Origin of the sequence: Nostoc sp. FACHB-892 (assembly GCF_014698795.1) — a bacterium.
GTDB lineage: Bacteria > Cyanobacteriota > Cyanobacteriia > Cyanobacteriales > Nostocaceae > Nostoc.
Genome location: NZ_JACJTR010000034.1, coordinates 1 through 21,075, shown reverse-complemented (window position 1 = coordinate 21,075; position 21,075 = coordinate 1). Strand labels below are relative to the sequence as shown.

Annotated in this window: 20 protein-coding genes and 1 pseudogene; 2 read left to right on the top strand and 19 right to left on the bottom strand. The window is 37.6% G+C overall.

Annotation, left to right across the window (positions count from 1 at the left end):
- Window positions 1-51 precede the first annotated feature (51 nt).
- From H6G96_RS29790 to H6G96_RS29765, 7 genes are all read right to left on the bottom strand, one after another.
- On the bottom strand, window positions 52-771 hold the full coding sequence (locus H6G96_RS29790) for a hypothetical protein (protein ID WP_190916308.1): 720 nt from the start codon (window positions 769-771) through the stop codon (window positions 52-54).
- A 50-nt stretch (window positions 772-821) separates the two neighbouring features.
- Window positions 822-1,142, bottom strand: a complete 321-nt coding sequence (locus tag H6G96_RS29785; RefSeq protein ID WP_206757680.1) for a transposase — start codon at window positions 1,140-1,142, stop codon at window positions 822-824.
- Window positions 1,143-1,371: 229 nt separating this feature from the next.
- Window positions 1,372-1,881 (bottom strand): helix-turn-helix domain-containing protein, encoded by a 510-nt coding sequence (locus H6G96_RS29780; RefSeq protein ID WP_190916304.1) that lies wholly within the window; start codon window positions 1,879-1,881, stop codon window positions 1,372-1,374.
- Between the two features lie 115 nt (window positions 1,882-1,996).
- Window positions 1,997-2,167, bottom strand: coding sequence for a hypothetical protein (locus tag H6G96_RS41655; protein WP_242063441.1), 171 nt, complete (start codon window positions 2,165-2,167; stop codon window positions 1,997-1,999).
- A gap of 92 nt (window positions 2,168-2,259) precedes the next feature.
- The gene (locus tag H6G96_RS41650; RefSeq protein ID WP_242063440.1) at window positions 2,260-2,406 is read right to left on the bottom strand and encodes a hypothetical protein; all 147 of its coding nucleotides are present in this window, start codon (window positions 2,404-2,406) and stop codon (window positions 2,260-2,262) included.
- A gap of 114 nt (window positions 2,407-2,520) precedes the next feature.
- Window positions 2,521-2,940: a hypothetical protein gene (locus H6G96_RS29770; protein WP_190916302.1), complete on the bottom strand. Its 420-nt coding sequence runs from the start codon at window positions 2,938-2,940 to the stop codon at window positions 2,521-2,523.
- A gap of 536 nt (window positions 2,941-3,476) precedes the next feature.
- Window positions 3,477-3,734 carry a hypothetical protein gene (locus H6G96_RS29765; protein ID WP_190916300.1) on the bottom strand — a complete coding sequence of 86 codons (258 nt, stop codon included), beginning with the start codon at window positions 3,732-3,734 and terminating at the stop codon, window positions 3,477-3,479.
- Between H6G96_RS29765 and H6G96_RS41645 the strand changes: the two are divergent.
- A pseudogene (locus H6G96_RS41645) lies at window positions 3,659-3,835 on the top strand (acireductone dioxygenase); the annotation flags it as partial. The gene H6G96_RS29765 and the pseudogene H6G96_RS41645 overlap by 76 nt on opposite strands.
- 80 nt (window positions 3,836-3,915) lie before the next feature.
- Here the strand turns inward: H6G96_RS41645 and H6G96_RS29760 are convergent.
- The 12 genes from H6G96_RS29760 to H6G96_RS29705 form a co-directional block, all read right to left on the bottom strand.
- Window positions 3,916-4,569: a hypothetical protein gene (locus H6G96_RS29760; protein WP_190916298.1), complete on the bottom strand. Its 654-nt coding sequence runs from the start codon at window positions 4,567-4,569 to the stop codon at window positions 3,916-3,918.
- Window positions 4,570-5,145: 576 nt separating this feature from the next.
- Window positions 5,146-5,931 carry a hypothetical protein gene (locus H6G96_RS29755; RefSeq protein ID WP_190916296.1) on the bottom strand — a complete coding sequence of 262 codons (786 nt, stop codon included), beginning with the start codon at window positions 5,929-5,931 and terminating at the stop codon, window positions 5,146-5,148.
- 296 nt (window positions 5,932-6,227) lie between these two features.
- Complete coding sequence (locus tag H6G96_RS29750) at window positions 6,228-7,400, bottom strand: glycosyltransferase (protein ID WP_190916294.1); 1,173 nt, start codon at window positions 7,398-7,400, stop codon at window positions 6,228-6,230.
- A 51-nt stretch (window positions 7,401-7,451) separates the two neighbouring features.
- The gene (locus H6G96_RS29745; protein WP_347242293.1) at window positions 7,452-8,717 is read right to left on the bottom strand and encodes a lipopolysaccharide biosynthesis protein; all 1,266 of its coding nucleotides are present in this window, start codon (window positions 8,715-8,717) and stop codon (window positions 7,452-7,454) included.
- 43 nt (window positions 8,718-8,760) lie between these two features.
- Window positions 8,761-9,735: a glycosyltransferase family 2 protein gene (locus H6G96_RS29740; protein WP_190916292.1), complete on the bottom strand. Its 975-nt coding sequence runs from the start codon at window positions 9,733-9,735 to the stop codon at window positions 8,761-8,763.
- Window positions 9,736-9,783: 48 nt separating this feature from the next.
- A complete protein-coding gene (locus H6G96_RS29735; protein WP_190916290.1) occupies window positions 9,784-10,755 on the bottom strand; it encodes a glycosyltransferase family A protein in 972 nt (323 codons plus the stop codon).
- A 42-nt stretch (window positions 10,756-10,797) separates the two neighbouring features.
- Window positions 10,798-11,769, bottom strand: a complete 972-nt coding sequence (locus tag H6G96_RS29730; RefSeq protein ID WP_190916288.1) for a glycosyltransferase family 2 protein — start codon at window positions 11,767-11,769, stop codon at window positions 10,798-10,800.
- Between the two features lie 48 nt (window positions 11,770-11,817).
- A complete protein-coding gene (locus tag H6G96_RS29725; RefSeq protein ID WP_190916286.1) occupies window positions 11,818-12,987 on the bottom strand; it encodes an acyltransferase in 1,170 nt (389 codons plus the stop codon).
- A 190-nt stretch (window positions 12,988-13,177) separates the two neighbouring features.
- Window positions 13,178-14,425, bottom strand: coding sequence for an O-antigen ligase family protein (locus tag H6G96_RS29720; RefSeq protein WP_190916284.1), 1,248 nt, complete (start codon window positions 14,423-14,425; stop codon window positions 13,178-13,180).
- Between the two features lie 73 nt (window positions 14,426-14,498).
- The gene (locus tag H6G96_RS29715) at window positions 14,499-15,971 is read right to left on the bottom strand and encodes a hypothetical protein (RefSeq protein ID WP_190916281.1); all 1,473 of its coding nucleotides are present in this window, start codon (window positions 15,969-15,971) and stop codon (window positions 14,499-14,501) included.
- A gap of 320 nt (window positions 15,972-16,291) precedes the next feature.
- Entirely contained in the window at window positions 16,292-17,479 is a 1,188-nt protein-coding gene (locus tag H6G96_RS29710) for a glycosyltransferase family 4 protein (RefSeq protein ID WP_190916376.1), read from the bottom strand.
- A gap of 140 nt (window positions 17,480-17,619) precedes the next feature.
- Window positions 17,620-18,834: a glycosyltransferase gene (locus H6G96_RS29705; RefSeq protein ID WP_190916279.1), complete on the bottom strand. Its 1,215-nt coding sequence runs from the start codon at window positions 18,832-18,834 to the stop codon at window positions 17,620-17,622.
- Between the two features lie 632 nt (window positions 18,835-19,466).
- Between H6G96_RS29705 and H6G96_RS29700 the strand changes: the two genes are divergently transcribed.
- Window positions 19,467-20,681, top strand: a complete 1,215-nt coding sequence (locus H6G96_RS29700; protein ID WP_190916277.1) for a GAF domain-containing protein — start codon at window positions 19,467-19,469, stop codon at window positions 20,679-20,681.
- Window positions 20,682-21,075 lie beyond the last annotated feature (394 nt).

Genomic DNA, 21,075 nt, shown 5'->3' with positions numbered 1-21,075 from the left:
AGAAGATGCGATCTCGGCACGGACGAGTTTTTATTCGTTAATTACTTAGCCTCAGCTTTTTTGCACTTTTTTCAACCCGTCGAACTCACTTTCAAAATTATTAACCCGATGACGATATTGATGTAGCAACAAAGCTGCTCCAGTAAAACCCAAGCCAAGTAACATCGTTGTAGCTGCTGGTTCTGGAACTCTTTGAGGAGTCCGTATAGAGAAATTTAGTACAGCTATACCCCTAGAGGTTAAGGGTCCATCAGTTGAACCTGGAGTCAGCCTGTCTTCTTGGGTAAAAGTTATTAAGCCTGTAGCATTCTCGAATATACCAGTTCCATCAGTAACATTTATGATGCCACCACCGACAATAGTTTGTTGAACCAGATCGATAACAGCGCTATCGCTTGCTCTTCCAAATAACTCATTAGAACCACCAAAATAGCGATCGCCACGAAGGTTGCCTTCTACGCCAAATACAGATGGATCTGCATCAAATGTGCTGAATATTTGGGTTCCGCGTTCCTCAAAACGCCCATAAGTTCTGCTGTCAAAGTTAGTTAATCCGAAAGGGGCATCACCAATACTTTCACCTAAAACGGCTACATCTAGAATGTTTTTTTCCTCATTAAAAACTGGACCAAAGATAGCTAGTGCGTCGTAAGTAATACTAAAGTTATAAATATTTTCCGTACTCTGTGCGGTTACTTCTTGTACATTCGCTCCAAAACTAAACAAAGTTAAGGCTACGGGAATGAACCATGTGACTTTTTGACAGAGCATGATAGTCCTTTGTTTTTTAAGTTAAAACACAATTAGTGTCTTATACCAATTTAATATGAAGCTGCATAGAATAGAGCTTCCAGGATAAAGTTATAAGAAGAGACAGAAATTACCTCCTCAAATGTAAGTTGGTCGAATATTTCTTGGATGCGATCACGTAAAGCTTGTAAAGAAGAGAAAAGTTGATTTTTGAGTGGTTTTTTGAGGAGATGCCAAAGTCTTTCAATCGGATTGAGTTCTGGGGCTGAAGGTGGTTGAAACAGAGGAATAATATTTTCTGGCCAACAAATCGCTGAACTTGTATGAGCAGGTGCTTGGTCAACCTGTAAAATCGCGTAATCCCCACCTAATTGTTGAGATAGCCAGTCCAAAAACTGTTGAAAACACTCGCCATTCAATTTCGGATACTCGTAATGTTGTGGTCTCCAGTTAATGGTTCAATTGCACCATAAATCCAAAAATTGTCCCTCGGCCATTTCACCTCAACCGTGGGTTTAACACCTGAAGCTGTAATTACTTTGCCTGTGAGAGTTTTTAGTCCAACCCTTGTTTCATCCTGACACAGGTAGCGAACACACTTGCCGGGTGCTAGATTTTCTTCTAGACAGTTGAGAATAATGCCGAGTTTTTTTTAAACTCAGATACCAACTTTTCATCCTGCTTATAGCTTTGAGGACGTGGTACTTTTAATTTTGCCCCTAATCGATATCGAACCAACGCATAAACCGTTGCATATTCAATATCTTGTCCATGTTCTTGTTTCAACCATTCAACTATTGCACCATAGCTGGCAACCCCTTTCCCTGTTTTTAACTCCTCCTGGAGTGCTGCGATCGCAGCATCATCGATCTTCCGCTTTGCCCCTGGTGCTTTCTTGATTTCTAATAAGCCTGACAGCCCATCAGTTCTGTACTTCTGCAACCATCTCGTGACTGTTGAAGTATCTCGTGCCAAGCGTTTTCCGATTTCTTGCTGTTCCTTTACTTGTCCGCTTTTGATCCACCACAACATAATAAGTTTTTCTTTCTGGTTTCCCAAGTTGGCTGTTTGCAGACGTTTTTTTAGTTCTTCTTCGCTCTCTGCGATTTCAATCTCAAAAGGACGGCTCATGGGTATTCAAATTTATTAAGTTTGCTTCCATCCATTATATGTAGCTTCATATTAAATTGGTATTACTCAAAATAATACTAGAACCTACGCACTAAACACCTCCGGTAATGACAGATCAAGCCGTCTGTTCGCAGTTGACCATCCACGGAATACCGAATTGATCGACCAACATACCAAAGCGGACAGACCAGAAAGTTGATTCGAGCGGCATCTTCACTTTTCCGTTTTCTGCCAGGGCATGAAACACACGTTCTGCCTTTGCTGGTTCGTCAACGCTGATTTCCACGTAGAAGCCCTGGAGTGTTTCAAAATACCCCAGGGCTATCAGACCCTATTAAGAGGCGATCACCAAAAGTGAGGCAGATGTGCATGATTTTGTCATGCCATCCAGCAGGCACATATTTCTGCTGAAGGTGCATCAGAGTGAGTGAGCATCATGACAATTTTGCCGCCCAGACATTGCTCATAAAACTTGAATGCTGTTTCACAGTTGCCGTTGAACATGAGATAAGGATTAATTTTCATCGGGCGCTCCTAACTTTTTCTTAGGGAACTCCAAAAAATAAATTATCCAATTTCTAAAAGCCACGCTTTTTCGAGGCTTGAGGACTTCCCGTGAAAAGTCAGATCAATGACAGATTATCTTTTTCTGCGTCTGCTATCTAATAAATTAACCGCAGCACCAGCAGCAGCACCATTGACACCATTTTTCCACGTAGTTCTACAACCACCAGAAATTGCACCTGCCAATACACCAGCACCAGCACCTACAGCGATATCTTGAACAGGTAAACGTACTTTTCTTCTTCTGGCTGCGGTGCGTCTTGCACCATTGGCAGCATTAACAGCAGCACCAGCAGCAGCACCTTTAAAAGCATTGTCTAATACCGAACCACAATTTGTTAAAACCCCACTTAATACACCTGCCCCGGCTCCAATGGCTGCATTATTAAGAACTCGGTCATCGGCAGAAGCAGGTTGAACCGGGATTAAGCTAGTACCAGCTAAAGTAGCAGCCATCAAGCCAGGTAGGAATGCGCGTTTTAGCATATTTTGCATGGTAGTACCCTCTAAAAATCTTACGATTGGTGAACAACCAAATTTCGGTGCGCTCGCTAATCCTTGTATTTCTGATTTTAGACAATAGCCATATTATCTAAAATAAGGATATTTGGATAATTGCACATACTAATAACGTAATTTTAGCCCAAAGCTTGTTGTATTTACTGAGTAGACAATAAATAAACTGACACATTAACTAAAAAACGGTAAACCAAAAAGTTTTTCCTCAAAGAGCGATCGCTTTGACGGGAAAGTTGGGAATGTTTTGGAAAATTTTTCTAAACCCATTAATCCCTTGGAAGCTAGCGTACCTGAAGCATCAGGGGGATGGCTTTTAGGTATGAGTGCGATCGCCCACATCATGCTTGTGAAGCGTCGGCGTTAATTAATTACTCACCGTTCTCGATTACACAACGGAATTATCTCAGAGGATAAAAATTAGGATATAGAATCCCTGGCAGCAAGAAATTCGGTAATTTGGGAGGGTATATTTTCAGGTGCAGAGATACCAAGAATTACAGAAGAAAGATAAATTACTTACGTTCAGTTGGCAACCAGTAGTTAAGTAGACGGCATCCGCGATTTTGAACAGATGCCAAGGCTTGCAACCGCATCAAGGGGAGACTGTAGTGTGAGTGAGAATAGACTCGATTAGCCACTGAATCACTCAAAAGGGCTATTGTCTCGAAGACGATGATCTTACTTTTTCGCGTTGCTCCCGCTTTTAGTTCAGGCACAAGACTATCTTTATATCCCCGCCGGCGTTGAGCATTGGTGCAGTCCAACTGCATTGTTGAAATTTAAAGGGATACGCTATTTTGCGATCGCAGAAGGTTGGATTCCAAATTATACAGGTACTCAAGTGAGTGATTCGCTCCAAAAGCCGCGTTAAAGCTCATTGAGCTTGTAGTCCTGTGTGATTGTTATCACTTTATATAGCCCTAAACTCAATGTCCATTATCTCGTGAAAAGTCACATTGGCGGTGGGTTGAGACGAATTTGGTCTTCTGGCAAAGTAATCAAATTGAAAGCCTGCCACTTGGTTGTAACATACTTAAATTTACCAATACCAAAGTCTTGATTAGTAGTCCAGTTATCCCACTTTGCAGTTAAATTGAACCAGTAATCTCCTCCTTCACTAAGAACATAGCGAGCTTTAGAGCGATCGTCAGGTTTGTTAAAATTATCTACTACAAGTCGAGCTTGAACTGTGGTAAACATCCCCATTACATCAATGGGATTAATAGATGCCCGACCGGGTGGCCAAAAGTGGAAGTTGTAACCATTACCTGCTTTGACAGAGATACTTCCGTCAGACTCATATCTAACATTAGCTGGTCGATTAATATCCCCTACGTAATCTTCCCTATAGGCAGCACCTTCAACTCTCACAGAACTTTGCAGAATATGCCACTTTTTATCTGTCTTACTCAGATAGTAAGCCTTAATATTTTTTATCTGCACACGAGTGTTAGTTGCAGAATTACCTTCAGACGTTTCATATAATTGCCCCCATGCTGTCATTGCTGTAAAAGTACCTGGATCATCACTACCTACACGTGGTCCGGTAGCCCAATTATAAGATAAAGGAACTCCATGTGGTATCCCCTCATGAGGTGGTTGCATATCATAAATAATGGTTTCAATAGAGTTGATTGGTTTGGGTGTCTGTGAATCTACTCTGTAGGAAAAGCTGCTAGTAATTATTGCAGTAAATATACATACTATAATTAATAAAAACTTAATTTTCCTAAGATTATATCCAAGTATTAACACGGTATTTATCAAGATATAGTGCCTAAATGCTGTCAGTTTGCAGTCATTTTTATAACACACTACTTTTTAAATAGCAATTTAAAATAGTAATTATGCAAATGGCAGATGTGATAAAATTTACAATACCTTTGTACTATTAAATGGCTTGGTACTCAGTGCTTTCAAGTTAGCCATTCATGGGCGATCGCTTTTGTGACTTTGGGGAGAGAAAAATATGACCAAAAAAAGTATTGAGCCGCGACTTAATTTATTTATGGAGAATAAAAAATGCAAGCCAACATTATTCAAGCCGTTAGATTCATCTGTGGGGTCTTCAATTTTAAATGAGCGAATTCCTCGTACCCTTTTGCTTAAGCAAGCTACGCGTAGCATCTCACTGAGAATAGACTGAAACTTATCCTGCAAATTTAGCTTTTAAACTTGCTTCTACTTAATTGGCGGTGGGTTACGACGAATTTGGTCTGGTGACAGAGTAATCATATTAAAAGCCTGCCAGTTCCTTGTAACGTACTTAAATTTACTAATACCAAAATCTTCGTTTGTAGTCCAATTGTCCCACTTTGCAGTTAAGTTTAACCAGTAATCACCACCCATACTAAGCAAATAGCGAGCCTGAGAGCGATCGTCACGTTTTTTAGGATTGTCAACTATAAGCCGTGCTTGAACTGTAGTAAACATACCACGCACATCATTGGGATTAATTGCGGCTCTGCCGGTGGAAGGCCAAAAATGGTAGTTGTAGCCATTACCAGCTTTGACCGAAATACTACCATCTGATTCATAACGAATATCTGCGGGTTTATTGATATCACCAGCAAAATCTTCTTTATAAGCAGCCCCTTCAACTTTTGTTGAACTTTGGAGAAGATACCATTTACTGTCCGACTTACTGAGATAATAAGCCTTGATATTTTTTATTTGAACGCGGGTATTAGTTGCAGGATTACCTTGAGCTGCTTCATATAGTTGCCCCCAGGCGGTCATTGCTTTGAATTTTTGCCAGTTGTCGCTACCTACACGAGGTTTAGTTGCCCAATCGTAAGATTTGGGGACACCACGTGGCATATCCTCATGAGGTGGTTGCATATCATCAATGATAGTTGCGATTGAATTAATTGGTTTTGGAGTCTGTGGATCTACTCTGTAGGCAAAACAGCAGCCAAGTACTATGGCAAAGAGGCAGAGCAGGAAGGTAAATTTTTTTGCTGGCATATCACTAATCTTTGCTAGCTAATAGTTATTTTATATACCAATTGTTTTTAAAGAGCAACATATGAGAATATCTGGCGCAAAGATGCTATATTAAGGAAGTCTGTGTGTAGCCAGAGTTTAAAAAAAGAGTATTATTTTTTACAATCTTTCCTGGTTTTAGCAGTATTATCCACGTCTTAATAAACCACCTAATCAAACTCTGAGCATAACCTTCTAATAAAATTTGCAGATTCAGACATATCGTTTTCCACAGAATAAATTAGCCTAGATATTGCCCTCTAAATTATTTATTCTCACTATCTTTCCTTATGATAAATAGCTAAAACATCGAGATATTTTTGAGCAACATTTTCTAAAATAAACTGCTCTAACCATTCTGTATTAACAGGCTTAGAATTACCAGAAAAAATACTTAAAATCGCCGTCGCCATTGCTTGACTATCACCTACTGGTACTAGCCATCCGTACTTGCCATTATCGAGAATCTCAGCCGGACCACTTTGACAGTTAGTAGAGACTATAGGTGTTCCCAAAGCCAAAGCTTCAGCAACTACGTTGCCAAAACCCTCCCAAGCTGAAGACAAGGCAAACACAGATGCTTTAGCCATATAATTATAGGGATTTTCCACAAAGCCAAGCATCGCTACATCATTTTCTAGACCTAACTCGGTAACCAAATTTCTGAGGTTATCTTCCTCATTACCTTGCCCTAAAATAACCAAACGACATAAGCGTGCTTTTCGTACCAAAGCAAAAGCTTTAATCAGGGTAGGAAAATCTTTTTGTAACTCTAATCTACCTACTCCTAGTATTACTGGAGGTTCTCCTGGCTGAAACCAAGGGTGATCTAAAGATGCTTGGGATTTTTGCAACATATTATGAGTTATAGAAGGATTATAGATAACTTCTATACGTTTCTTGGATAACCCAGTTATTTGCATTAAATCTTTAGCGACACCTTGTGATATAGCTATAATTCCATCAGCAATAAAAGGATATAATAGCTTGGTAAAATAAGGCGACCAACGAGATTTATCGGTTCCTATGGGCGCATTTAAAGAAAGAGTATTGTCCTCGCGTGCAAAAACTCGCGTTGAGGTAAATGCCAAAGCTTTAGCCAACAACGCAACCTCGACATATGGATGCACAGTAGCGAGCATTACTAAAGGTCGTTCCTCTCGCAAGTAACTTACCAGTTTAGGGATAGTATCTCGGAATGGTAAAAGTGCCTCTAGATTCACAATCCGGACTTCTGGTGGAACTTCAGATAAATAGGGACCTGCTACCCTATTCAGTACTAGATCAACCTTAATTCCTCGATGAACAAAATCTTGCATTAAGTTCACAAGAACTCGTTCTGCTCCACCACCACATAGCTGATATATGTAAAAAGAAATATGGGGCCTATCACCTAGAAAGTTTGCATTTGATCGTCCTTTTGGATATATTTGGTTATTTTTTTTACTCATATAAATTTTTGATGGACTAAATTTAAACCTAATAATTTTGCTAGGTTCAAGTTAAATATAAGCATCATTTTTGTTAAATATAGATTTCAAAGCCCAAATATTAAATATGATAGACATTAATAAGTGAACAAGAAGTACTGTGGCGGAAACTCCAAAAATACCCCATCGCACTGATATTATTAAAGCTAGAGCAAAAACAACAGTATAGCAGATATCAAATTTTAGCATAAATTGGGTTTTGCCTATTGATTTAAGAAGAGTTGAACAGGTCCACCTAAAGGTAAGCGGAATAACTGATAAACAAATATTTATCAATATCGGAATTCCCTGTACCCATTTCTCTCCAAAAATAATGGGTACATAAAAGGGAGCGAAAGCTGATTGTAGACTTACAGTACTAATTACAACTATTCCTATATATTTTAATTTGCTGAAATACCGATTTTTCAATTCTTGGCGATTTTTACGAGCTTCACAAAGATAAGGAAATAAAGCTGATATCAAAGCATAAATTGTATTTGAAGTAATACCAAATCCAGCATTAAAGGCAAAATAATATATTCCTAATTCATTAATACTTAAAAATTTACCTACTATTAAGTAATCTAGGTTAAACCTTAACTTATTTAATAACTCTACACCAAGTAGATTTTGTCCAAAATTAGTAACCTCACGCCATTGCGTTAGATGTAATGATTTAGGTGGTCGCCAAGAATTATGCATCCAAGTAATTATTATCCAAACTGGAGTTGATAGTATAATAGCCCAGACTATAGCCCACACACCCATACCTAAAAAAGCTAAAACCACAGTTACTGTATTACTGATTAATGACTGTGTCGCATTACAAATTGCCGTTATTTTTAATTGGTTAGCTCTTTCAATTAGAGAAGAATTTACAATAAAAAAGGGAAACATTAAGTAGACTAAGGCAACAGTACATAAAGGTAAAATAAGCTGATCATCTTTATAGAAATTAGCAATAGGAAAGGCAGCAATACACTGTAAAAGAAAAATAGCTCCACATAAAATCCAGTTCAGCCAATAAGATGTATTACATATAATGGTGACATCCTCTTCATCCGCTTGGATAATTTTAGCTCCAATACCACCTCGGAGAGTGAAAACACTGGCAAAGTCAAAGACAGTATAAATAATTGCTACTAAGCCATAATCGTGAGTACTAAACAAGCGAGCTAGAGTAACTGTTGTTCCCAAACGAAAGATACGATTAATTAACTCGGCTCCGCCTAACCAACTAGCATTCCGTACAAATTTACCAGATAATAATTGCTTGACATTATTAATAGACATCATTATAAAAAATATACTTTTTCCAATAATTACGTATTCACTCCTTTTACCTACTAACAGTGTTAGAGCCAATTTTTATAATTGACTGCATAAGATAAGTGGTAATTCTTGCTGGTATTACTTGTCGAATTATTGATTTAACTATTAATCCTTGAATATTTTTCCTAAGTAAAATTTTTGGATAAAGTTGAATAGCTAAATACAACTTTCTTTGAGCTTGGAAACCTCTATTATCGTTTGTATTATATATTACATTTAAATTCAAGTCTGCACAAAAACTATAAAAGTTGGCAAGCGTCTGATTTTTAAGATATTGAAGTTCTGGCGGAACTGAGCGATAAACTTTTTCAATCAAACGCAAACCTTGCTCTTCCATAACCTTAACTTTGGAAGTCATTGAACTAGAAACTTTACGATAGATGATTTGGCGCTGCGGAATTAGAACAAAATTCCAGACGGAGGCTACTCGTAAATAAAACTCCCAGTCTTCAAATGATTTGAGTGTTCTGTCAAAATTTCCAACTGACTCGATTACTTGCCTACGAAGTAAAATATTTGAGCCATTACCTACGAAATTTTCCAGTAATAAATTCGGGTAAACATTGCCTTCAAAAGGAGGAGAAGCCGCGTTAACAAAAGATAGGGTTCCTTCTTTTTCAAACATACACAAGTTCCAGCTATAAGCAACACCAGCATCTGGATTTTGTTGCAAAGCTACTAATTGTAGTTCTAATTTATCGGGTGTCCATAAATCATCAGCATCTAGAAATGAAACAAATTCGCCACTTGCTCGCTTAATACCACGATTTCGAGCTTCGGGAAGTCCACCATTTTCATATGAAAAAATTTGTAAGCGCTCATCTTTAATAGTATGTAGTATTTCTAACGTTTTATCCTGGGAACCATCATTAATAACTATCAACTCAAAATCTGTGAATGTTTGCTGTTGAACTGACTCAATTGTTTCCTTAATAGTTTTTTCAGCATTATAAGCTGGAATAATAACTGAAATTTTAGGCATGATTTAGGTTATATCATTGATAGCTTTATGGATAAGAAAAATTCGCTCTTATCGTTGAACCTGATATTGAGGTATTTTACGGAATTTTCTGAAAACCTGAAGCAGATAACTAGCAATCTGAGTAGGGAATAGCCGTATAAATATAAATCTAACTACTAACTTTTGAGTATCTTTACTAAGTAACGACTGTGGATGTAAACGAATTGCATTCAAAAGGTTATCCCTACCTTGGCGTATACCATTAATATCGGTGCTGTGCTGAAAATACAGGTCAGTACAGTACAAAAGTAGTTTACTATAACTAATCTTTTTAAGAGATTGTAATTCCTTAGGAGCCGAGCGAAATGCCTTTTCAATCATGAAGTAGCCAGCTTCTTTGATTCCATCCGCTTTAGATGACATTGTTCTAGAAGATTGAAAGTAATAGATTTGGTACTTAGGTACAACCGCGAAAGACCACTTAGATGCAATTCTTAACCAATAATCCCAGTCAGCAAAATGTGATAATTGGGTATCAAATTCTCCGACTGACTCAATTACTTCTTTACGAATTAAAGGGTTTGAACCGTGAGATAGAAAGTTCTTAATTAATAAATCTCTATAAACATTACCTTCATAAAATAAAGGACTACCAGGGAACAAACAATTTTCTTTTTCATTCATGAAATAAGTCCAGCTATAGGCTATCCCTACTTCTGGATGTTGCTCTAAAACTGCAAGTTGTAATTCCAGCTTATCTGATGTCCAGAGATCGTCAGCATCCAAAAATGCAATAAACTCTCCAGTCGCATGAGAGATTCCCCGATTACGTGCTACAGAAAGCCCACCATTTTGATAAGAAAAAATCCTTAATCGCGAGTCATCAATACTATGAATTATCTCTAGAGTTCTATCTATAGAACCATCATTGATAATGATCACTTCAAAATCTGAAAAACTTTGTTTTTGAACTGATTCAATTGTTTTCTTAATAGTTGGTTCTGCATTGTATGCTGGAATAACAACAGAAATCTTAGGCATAAATTCACCTGTTAAATTTTTTAATTTTTGATGTGATAAGCTTTACCGTCTAATAGGTACTAACCGCCGACGCCAAGTGTGAAACATGGCTAAGAATTTTTCATAAGACTCAAGACCAAACCATTGCATCAAAGTAATTGCTACGCTGAGGCGAATATATTCTTTGGAAAAGCGTAGCCTAGGATAATATGCAAGAGCTTGCTGACGAAAGTGTATTGCTTTTTTGACATCTTTGTCGCCACTTTGCAGAGCTTTCCAGGCAAAACAGAAATTAGCCAAGCCATAACTTCGTTGTTTCAGATTGAGGAATTCGGGGGGAGCAGAATCAAATGTTTTTTCAATAACTATACGAAAACTCTGTTCTATTGCTTTCCAATTTTTGGAAGCACTAGATGAACGTTGTCGATAGTAAACTAGTGGTTCCTTAAGCAGTTTGAAAGGATAGCGGACGGCAATACGAAGCCACATATCCCAATCTTCGTTAACATTAAAACTGCTTAAATTCCAATCAAATAATCCGACAGTCTCAAAGCAGGAGCGACGAACCATAGCTACACTACCACACTCAACAATATTTTTTTGAGTAAGTTCCTGCCAAACATCGCCCTCTGCATAATATTTAACGACTCTACCTGTGTATTCACCCTGCTCAGTGATGTAAGCAACCCAAGTGTATACAAGACCAACTTCTGAATTCTCATCCAGAATACGCACTTGTTTTTCTAGCTTGGTTGGTTCCCAAAGGTCATCAGCATCCAGAAATGCTAAATACTCACCTTGAGCATAAGCGATTCCCATATTTCGTGCTCCCGCTAAACCTTTGTTCTCTTGTGAAATCAGTTTAATTCGTGGATCTGTTATCTGAGACATCCACTGTTCTATTTCATCTGAACTGCCATCATTAACGACTATTGCTTCAAAGTCATTAAAGGTTTGACTCAGTAAATTTGCCATAGTTTCGGGAAGATAACTCATGGCATTGTATGCGGGGATAACTACAGAAACTTTTGGCATAATCTTGAATTTCCAAATTGCAAAAAAAACGAATATTTGACAGCTAAATCAATTACCCAACAAAAGCTTTGATACCAATTTTTGTCGTAGAATTAGAGATGTTATTATCCAGCTTGTTGAAAAGGTAAGCGTAGCAAGTGTTACCATTGTAAAGGTAGATGATATTTTTAGGAATTCAGGCGCTAACTTATCCATAACGGTTGTATAAATCACTAAAATTAAGTAGTGCATGAGATAAATACCAAAAGAGCATGAACCCAAATTTTCTATTATCCGGTTCTCTTTTATGCTTTTGGAAAGAGTAATACTAATAATTAACAGGCATAATGCTGTACCAACCTCATACAAGGAACGAGGAAAATAGATTAAATTCCAAGTATCAAATATCCACCCAATAGAAAGAAAAATACTAAAAAGCAAAAAATATACTACGTGATTTTTATTAAAAAGATTAATCTTCTTTTGAATAACTGAGTGGTTTAAACATACTGCCAACAAAACGTAGGGGAAGCACTGTATAAGCCATGAGAATGCAACCAATACTAATCTAAGTATTTGATTAGCCTTTGCATTTGGTAATGCTGATTCTAATAAAGCCTGAAAAGAAACATAACAAGAACTAGGATTGTCTAAGCAATTAGAACCAAATTGGAAACCATTACCAGACACTATCATTAGTTCATAAACAATCATACTAGAAACGAAAAGAAAAACAAGTGTTTTTATGTTAACCTTCCTACCTATTAAATATTTTGGAATTGTAATCAGAAAACTTCCTATAAACAAAAGCGGTACAAAATAAAGATGGATCGATGCACCTCCTAAGAAAAATATCGCAACTGGGTCTTGGAAGAGTGTAGCTAATCCATCAGGTTTACTTAAAGCTTTGATTAATCGGAAACAGAGATAAATTCCACTCCAGCATAGATAGGGAATAAGTAACCTTTGCCATTTTGATTTTAGGTTGAAACTCGTATAAAAATTGTTGACATTAGCATATATCTTACTTGTCATAAAATAGAAGGATACCGTTAAGAAAAACGGCACAGCAAATCTACTAATTGCAGTAATTGCTACTGTCAAGCTATCTGTAGAGATATCAGAATATCCCATTAACGCACTAGCGTGAATTACTACAACAGCATAAGCTGCAAGACCTCTACATAATTCAATACCAATCAGCCTCGGTTTAGTGATTATTTTTATGGTTTTATTCATATCTTTATCTTTTTTATTATTTCTCAATCTGGTTTTTTATAGCGTTTATTTTTTAATGCAGTATTCATTACTTTACAAATAAAAAACATAATAAAATATTTGATTTTTATATTCTAGAATTTAGGGTTTAGTAGCTAACAAATTGTTGTAGTTAAACTTTCTTTAAGCTTAAAATAATATATTTTTTGTATTAAGTTGGATTCTCTTTAAATGCAATTCCTAAAAGTATTAATCCTGGCCATAGCAAATAAGCAAAAACTTCTAGATTATCAGCCAATGAACCTAAAAAGAGAAACAAAATAATGCTTAATCCAACTTTAGCGACATCAGAAGTTTGAGCTTTTATTAATAAATGGATAAAACTCCAGAGAAAAGCGATCGCTAAAACCACACAGCCAACTAATCCGTGAGAATACAAAGCACCGAACCAGGTATTGTGAGTACCGAGGGGTAGGTTTACTACAATGGCTGGTGCCTCATCTCTGAGACCAAATCCCCATATTGGAGCGTCATACCACCAACGTTCTAAAGTCATACGATAGATGATAGCTCTTATTTTTGAAGAACCAGCACGAAATTTATCAAATTGCTCTCTAAAACTCTCTATAAGATTAATCAATTCTTGGGCAAATAATCCCATTGGAAAAGCTAATAACCCTGTAGCTAATTGTACTTTAGGACGCCAACAATTTGTCAGGAACCATACGGCTACAAGAACAATTGGCAAGCCTACTGTAGCCGTTCTAGATTGCGAAACAACAATCATAAAAACAGAGCTAAACATTCCAACAAATTGCCATTTCTTGTCTTTTTCCCGCATAGCCATGCAAAAATATATATTGCCTAATAAGGCTAGGAAAGTCGGCCAAACTGCGAATAATTTTAATCTGCTCTGTATGCCATGAAAAATTTGTGTTTCATATTGTATGGGCATTCCGCCTGAAGCTTTGAGAGGAGAAATATAAACTATGTTGGGAATGCCTATAAACTCAGCTATAGTACCAATTAAAACAACAATTAAACTTTGTAAGCAAAGAATACAAACTGCTCGATATATTAATTGCGGTCGAATATTGAGATGACCAACTAGAGGAAAAAGTGCAAAGAGTCCCCATGTTCTGTACCAGAGCAATGAGGATTTTATAAGCGTAAATGTACCTAAATTAAAATTTATATGAGCGACAATAAGAGCAAACTCTATTACTAAAACTGCAATAACCCACACCCAAACTGATAGGGAGATGGTAATTTTTTCAGAGATAGAAGTCTCTTCAGTTTGATTCCACCATTTAAGTAGCAAGTAGAATATCAAGAAAGACCCTAATAAGGGTGCTACAACAAATTGCGCTCCTAAAAAGTAAATTGGGTAAGTACCAATAATGTAATACCAAATCAGCTTTTCTGGAAGATTCTGTGGCTTAAGGTAAATACCGCTCATACTAAGTTTTTAAGTACTAAATCTTAAATAAATAAAAATTCATAAAGAGAGATGTATGTACATAAGTTGGATATTATTTTTTAGGTGAAAAGGAATTAAGACTTTCTATAGAGGGAGAGCGAGAGTTAGCAGATGCTCTCCAGGTAGTTTCTTTTGCTTGTCGAAGTTTACGCTCCCGAAGCCACAAAGATGCTATACCTGTCGTTAAGAACAAAGAAGATATAGTCGTGCCTGCTAGCACAAATAGCTTCTTAGGCCCACTTGGTTCTGTTGGTAAGCTAGGATTCGTTACTATAGAAATTTGTGGATAAGAAACCGAAAAATTAGGTTTATTAAGGCTAAGTTTGGTTACATTTGATGAAAAAATAGCTTCTGCAATGTTGGCATCACGTTCCAGATTTCCTAGCCTTGTTTCCTGCTGTGACAAAATTTTCAGCCTGGATTCTAGTTGCGTAATTTGTTGGCCTAGCTCTTGTGCCTGAGCTTTAATACCTTGCTCTTGTGTATTAAATGAAATCAACTTTTCAAATAGGCTAGCTCTTTGTGAAGATGTGTTGGATAAAACTCCTCCATTTGTGATCAGTTGTTTTAGGGTAGAGACAGATACGGCTCTTCCAATAAGGTCTCGAGCATATTGAAAAAGTGATGTTTGAGCTGCATCCCTTGCCTGAGTTTTGGTAATGATTATGGGGTTATCCGGCGTAAATTTAGCGCTCAAATTCACTAAATCAGCGCTAGCTTGGCTGTAATTAGATAAGTACTGCTGAAATAGTGGATCTGATTGCAGAACTAAAACATCAGCAGCTTCTTGTGGAGATAAACCTAAGTTAACGGAAAGTTGCTTTAGTGTTGCAGTTATTTCCTTATGTTGGGCTAAGGTTTGAGCTCTTTGCTGGCGCAAGTTTTCAATATTAACGCTGATATCCCGTAGTTGTTCGCTGGAATTTAATAACGAACGAGCTTTGTATTCATTAAGACGTTGTTTAGCTATTTGTAATTTTCGCTTATCCGCTCTTAGAGCCGCTTCTAAGTTACTGTCTTGTTGAGCAGTTTCTTGCTTTCTGAGTTGTTCTAATTGTGCTGTCAAAGCTCTGTGAAAGGCAAACGCTTTTGCTTGAGTTTCTTGAGGGGTATTGCCTTTAATCTCAAACTTCATCAAGGTGGTATTATCTAAAATCTTAATTGTAGGCTTACCAAACTTATTTATCGGTAACTTAACTTGATTAGCCGCTGCTTTGATAACCTCGTCACTTAGAGCTAAGAATTTGTAGTTTTCTCTAGGATCTGCAAAACTCCTATAAGGAGAATCAATTGCTGAAGAAGCTTGAGCAATGTTGGGTAAGATGACATTTGTCCCAGGCAATAAAGCAGGTAGGTTGATTGACCACTCACTGGCGTAAGTGGTAGGCCTTACTGCCAAATAAAATAAAGCAGTACTCCAGATGAATAGATTACTTAATATCCATAGCCCTAAATACAGTTTCCCGCCCTTTGTAGCACTAATTGATTTAGCAGAATAATTAGAGCTTTCTGTCAACTCTGGCATTTGTTAATTCCTATAATTATATATGGCAAAATTAAGTAGGATGCTTTCGTCCAAAGATTGAATGTATTTTAGGTTTAGTGCGAATTAAGCCTTGGAATATTTATAATACAAGAGGTATTTTTAACTTACATCATTCGTATTTACAAATTATACATCTTTTTTGGTTTAACATATATAAAGTTTGAAAATTAAATGCAAAAATATTTACTAACCAGAATCATATACTGCTAAAAACCACATTTTTTATAAGTACGTGGAAATTGGAGCTACTTCCTAGCAGTTTAAAATTTTTGCATTTAAATAAAATTGAAAAACAGTATCTACTTTTTACTGACAATTCCAGCAAACCTGGACTTTGTAGCCTCGGATATACTTACTGGCTCAGACGAGTTCATAAGTGTTGCATATAGTTTTAAGTTGTCAGCAGTAATTCGATCCCAATTGTAATTTATCTGCACATACTTTTGTGCATTTTTAGCCATTGCTGCTAATTGTTGGGGGTGATGAATTGCCCAGTCTAAGGAATTAATACAAGAGTCTAAATTTCCACATTCAAAAAGCATTCCCCGTCCCCCATTAATCAATTGCTGGTGGGGTGGAATGTCGCTTGCTAAAACTGGTATACCTTCCTGCATTGCCTCTAACATCGCTAGAGGTAGCCCTTCTAAATCAGAAGGAAGGACAAATAACCCCGCTCCTCGAACAATCTCCCAAAGACGAGTTCCTCGGAGTTCACCGGCAAATACAATATCTCGATTATTTGCAACCTTTTCTAATAGGTTTGAGGTAAAAGATTTAGTATCACTAACACCTCCAGCCAGAACAAGTTTCCATCCAGCTGGTTTCAGGGCTGAAAAGGCATCAACGAGCAAGTCGGGACGCTTTTCCGGTACCAATCTACCTAAATACACAACATAGCGCCCTTGCTGAAGACCTAGTTGCTTACCGTAGGTAAAGTTTGGGTCTGATTCACCGTAGCTGGCGGGGGCATTGGGGATGTAAACTGTCTCTTTACCATAAGTCTGCCAAAAGTACTTCTGTAGTGCTTCTGATACCACAATCATTCCGTGGGCAAAACGTACTGCCGCCTTCTCCCCTGTGAGAATTAAGCGAGTAGAAAAATTGCCCCACTTTGCACGTTGCCAGTCTAATCCCTGACAGGTAACTACAATTTTTGCATTGCTAATTCTTGGTAAACAAGTAAATAGAGATGGTCCCAGAGCATGGAAATGAACAATATCATAGCTTTTGCCACTGGCAGCGATCGCTGCCAGTGCTGAGGTGACAAAAGCATCTATCCCTCTAAAATCCAGGCTGGGCACAGATATAACTCGAACGCCCTGAAATTCATAACTTTCAAGCCATGAAATACGAGTGTAGGAAGAGCGAGCGAATAAATCTACAGAGTGGCCTTGTGCAACCATACGGGGATAAACTTCCGCACAATAATGCTCAATTCCACCCTGCTTGGGAGGTAGACCTTTTGCACCAATCACAGCAATTTTCATAGTCAAAAGTTATGCTCAAAAAAAGTTGTAAAAAGCAATGATGAAGATGTACGGGTGCTTGTTTTGTAGAGCTAAATTACCTATTATTGGTTCTCTTCAACAACAGCATCCTCGTAGCGGATTTAACCGCAAGTTGATAATTAGCTAGCAATTGATAAAGTTCGCTTCTCCCAGCGAGTAAACATGTCACTGTAAACATCCCTCATAACAGTACGAGCAGCATAAGGCTGTGCTGCTCGCACACAGGACGTACTTGGGTAATTTTCTGGATGTAGAATTATTTGCCGCAAAGAATCTGCTAAACACTCTGGCGATCGCACCTCACAAACAACTCCATTGTCAGGCGCTAGTAACTTTGGAGTTTCACCACACCTAGTGGTAACTACTGGTGTTCCACTGGCGAGTGCCTCTAGAACTACTAAAGGTAGACCTTCGTAGGCACTGCTAAGGACAAAGACATTACTGATACGATGCAACCGCGCTAGTTCCTGTATTGGAACTGCTCCCAGCATTGTTACCCGATTAGACAATCCTAACTGAGCGATTTCTGTACGTATATCTGCTGCCAATTCTCCATCACCGGCTATCAGTAGGTGAATATGCGGTTCATTTAAAGCCGCGATCGCACGTAATAACAAAATCGGATCTTTTTGGGGATGTAACCGACCAGCGAAGAGGATAAAACGTGTTTCCTCGCTCAAACCCAGCCTTTTTGCTAGTTCATGCCTTTGTGCTTCCCGTTCCGCTTGACTTAAGGGGTAGAAAATCTCGTTATCAAATGAATTTTTGATGTATTTAACACGATCTCCCATGCTGGGATAACGCTGTCTATACAATTGTGCCGAATCTGTATTACATGAGAAAACCTGGCTAAATTGGCGAACTAGCAAGCTTTCTAGAGCAAAATATGCTGCGGGAAATCTGCGCCACAAAATCGCATTTTTATCACCAGCAGCCTTAATCTGCGTTTGAATATCGTTATGAATAAACAAGGTTTTTTCTCCCTGCCAATTCAGGGCTGCTAAACTTGGTTCCAGTCGATGAAAGTGCATAAAGTCCGAGGCAAAGCTACGACCGGCAAGTGCAGCCGCATACTTGAGGGTTGTCGGGATCAAACTTCTAAAGTTATCATTTTCCAAGGTAAATAGCGGGAAAAAACTAATTTCTCTACCTGCTAATTCTGCTTCTTGCCACTTCCCGACTCTTTGAGTGCGATCGCTTCCTGTCCCTACTAGTCGCACCTCAAATTCACTGGGAGCGTATTTAATAAATGTATTGATAAGTGTTTGTATTCCTCCAATGGTGGAGTGCCAAGGGTTAAACTGGTAAAAAATAGTTAAAACAGGTTTATGCATGACTTATATAATCTCAGTATACCTCGCCAATGTTCTTGTAGCTTTTCCTATGTAAAAATTTTTGCTAATTAAGCTTGTATTTTCACGTCCAACATACTGAGCGCTTTACTAAGTAGTTAAGTATCTTTACTCCTATAGCATCCTCTGAAAGCTCAAAGAGTAATACTATCTATAGATACCGTTCTCGGCAAATATATAGTTATCCACCAAGTTATCCGCTTGGATATTATACTTGCATATATCAATAATACTTATTTTTTAAGAGTAAATATTTTTACTATAGGAATCCTACATATTTGATTTCTGAAAAAACTAAGAGATAATACTGAGGCATATATCTGTCTAAGAACGAACTAAATAAAGTTTCCTTCTTAAACAGCAATCACAAAACTGTCTAATGGTCAAGATTGTATTGATGTAGACAGCATCCTCTAGAGTTAAATAAAATTATCCACTCAGCTATCCACTTAGCTGTAGCTAATTTATCATCCTGATTTATAATATCTACCCCGTACAGAATCGCTACTTACCAATATAATGAAAATAGCAGATTTATGGCGATAGAAAGATGACAAAAGAAATCTTAGGATTTATCTTTATATAAGCAGATCATCATGCTTCACATTTTTCTAATGAATGAAATTATATTAACTAACAATGAAAATCTTAGGCTCCAAGCCCTGCGCCAATATCAAATTTTAGACACTATTTCTGAAGCTGACTTCGATGATCTCACTCGTTTAGCAGCACAAATTTGTGGTACTCCCATAGCTTTAATTAGCTTAATTGATGAGTCTCGTCAGTGGTTCAAATCGAAAGTCGGATTAGACACTGAATCAACCTCCCGTGATCTGGCATTCTGTGCCCAGGCAATTTTGCAGCCCCATGAAACTTTGATTATTCCAGATACACTACTTGATCCGCGTTTTGCTAGCAACCCATTAGTAACTTCTGACCCCTATATTCGGTTTTATGCTGGTGCGCCGTTGATAACACCGGAAGGATATGCTTTAGGAACACTCTGTGTAATAGACTATGTACCACGACAACTGAACTTAGAACAACTCGAAGCGTTGCAAACGTTGAGCCGTCAAGTCATGACTCAAATGGAATTAAAGCGTAATTTATACAAGCTACAACGTATAACTAGTGATGAACATAAACAGATTAAATACCTAATTTCTGCACTTTCCCACGATTTACGTACTCCTCTGCTAGCCACTCGTGGTACTCTATATGCTATGTTAGGCGGAGCTTTTGGTTCTGTGAGCAACACTTGGAGAGATGTGCTAGAAGATTGCCGCCAAGCTAACGAAGACCTATTGAAGTTTGTCGAAGTTTTGTTAAATGTATCTCGCTACAAAACCGAAGTTTCTAAAAGCTTGAAGTACGAAATTATTAGTTGGAAAAACATTTTTCTCGAAACTATTATCCGCAGCAATGGTACTCAGAAACAAAAGTCTGCAATTAGATACAAAATTGCTTCTTCGCTGCCGATTGTACATGGTGATGCTCTTGAAATTCAACGAGTTGTGCAAACATTACTTGAACATGCTCTAAAAATAAATAATTCAGACCAGGAAATTACCCTTGAGGTAGCAGTTTTTGGAGTTGAGAAAGTAAAAATATCAGTGCGATACAATAGCTTGGGGATTGCTCCTTTAGACAAGGAAAGCCTTTTTAATAGCTTTATTCAAGGACGTGGTCGAAATAACATAGATAAACTAGGTCTCTACTTATGCCTTCAAATTGTGGAGGCTCATAAAGGCACTATCAATGTGGAAAGTACCGCCGATGAGGGTACTACATTTTGGTTTACCCTACCTGTTGCCTCATTAAAAAGCTAGATACCTAAAGCGAGAGGAGATGTAGAAAATGAGTTTAAACAGCTTTGACGTATAGCACACATTCGCCAATATTTAATTTTGAGAATTGTAGTCATATATTGCAATTCTCCGTATTAATCTGTACCTCCTAAAAGTTTAAGCAATAAAGCTACATTATTTTTTTTAGCTCTTATCACTAAATATAAGAATTTGGCTTCAATACTGAGTGATTTAAATATATCATTTCTTTTTGTGATTTTTTATGTAAAGATGTAAATTTACTTTAGCCATCTCCAAAATAGTAACATTCTGTGGTAAAAGAACATCAAATAGCTTTTTTGACACAGAAACATGAGCGACATACTGAATCATATTGAACAAAATCCTAAAAAAGCAAAGCGGTTAATTGGTCTGG

Bases quoted from the DNA above. Each gene is read 5' to 3' on its own strand.
- H6G96_RS29790 (WP_190916308.1), bottom strand. From the start codon at position 771: ATGCTCTGTCAAAAAGTCACATGGTTCATTCCCGTAGCCTTAACTTTG.
- H6G96_RS29705 (WP_190916279.1), bottom strand. From the start codon at position 18,834: ATGCATAAACCTGTTTTAACTATTTTTTACCAGTTTAACCCTTGGCAC.
- H6G96_RS29765 (WP_190916300.1), bottom strand. From the start codon at position 3,734: ATGCAGTTGGACTGCACCAATGCTCAACGCCGGCGGGGATATAAAGAT.
- H6G96_RS29720 (WP_190916284.1), bottom strand. From the start codon at position 14,425: ATGAGCGGTATTTACCTTAAGCCACAGAATCTTCCAGAAAAGCTGATT.
- H6G96_RS29740 (WP_190916292.1), bottom strand. From the start codon at position 9,735: ATGCCTAAAATTTCAGTTATTATTCCAGCTTATAATGCTGAAAAAACT.
- H6G96_RS29725 (WP_190916286.1), bottom strand. From the start codon at position 12,987: ATGAATAAAACCATAAAAATAATCACTAAACCGAGGCTGATTGGTATT.
- H6G96_RS29770 (WP_190916302.1), bottom strand. From the start codon at position 2,940: ATGCAAAATATGCTAAAACGCGCATTCCTACCTGGCTTGATGGCTGCT.
- H6G96_RS29735 (WP_190916290.1), bottom strand. From the start codon at position 10,755: ATGCCTAAGATTTCTGTTGTTATTCCAGCATACAATGCAGAACCAACT.
- H6G96_RS29745 (WP_347242293.1), bottom strand. From the start codon at position 8,717: ATGATGTCTATTAATAATGTCAAGCAATTATTATCTGGTAAATTTGTA.
- H6G96_RS29750 (WP_190916294.1), bottom strand. From the start codon at position 7,400: ATGAGTAAAAAAAATAACCAAATATATCCAAAAGGACGATCAAATGCA.
- H6G96_RS41650 (WP_242063440.1), bottom strand. From the start codon at position 2,406: ATGAAAATTAATCCTTATCTCATGTTCAACGGCAACTGTGAAACAGCA.
- H6G96_RS29710 (WP_190916376.1), bottom strand. From the start codon at position 17,479: ATGAAAATTGCTGTGATTGGTGCAAAAGGTCTACCTCCCAAGCAGGGT.
- H6G96_RS29780 (WP_190916304.1), bottom strand. From the start codon at position 1,881: ATGAGCCGTCCTTTTGAGATTGAAATCGCAGAGAGCGAAGAAGAACTA.
- H6G96_RS29715 (WP_190916281.1), bottom strand. From the start codon at position 15,971: ATGCCAGAGTTGACAGAAAGCTCTAATTATTCTGCTAAATCAATTAGT.
- H6G96_RS29755 (WP_190916296.1), bottom strand. From the start codon at position 5,931: ATGCCAGCAAAAAAATTTACCTTCCTGCTCTGCCTCTTTGCCATAGTA.
- H6G96_RS29760 (WP_190916298.1), bottom strand. From the start codon at position 4,569: ATGCAACCACCTCATGAGGGGATACCACATGGAGTTCCTTTATCTTAT.
- H6G96_RS29700 (WP_190916277.1), top strand. From the start codon at position 19,467: ATGAATGAAATTATATTAACTAACAATGAAAATCTTAGGCTCCAAGCC.
- H6G96_RS29730 (WP_190916288.1), bottom strand. From the start codon at position 11,769: ATGCCAAAAGTTTCTGTAGTTATCCCCGCATACAATGCCATGAGTTAT.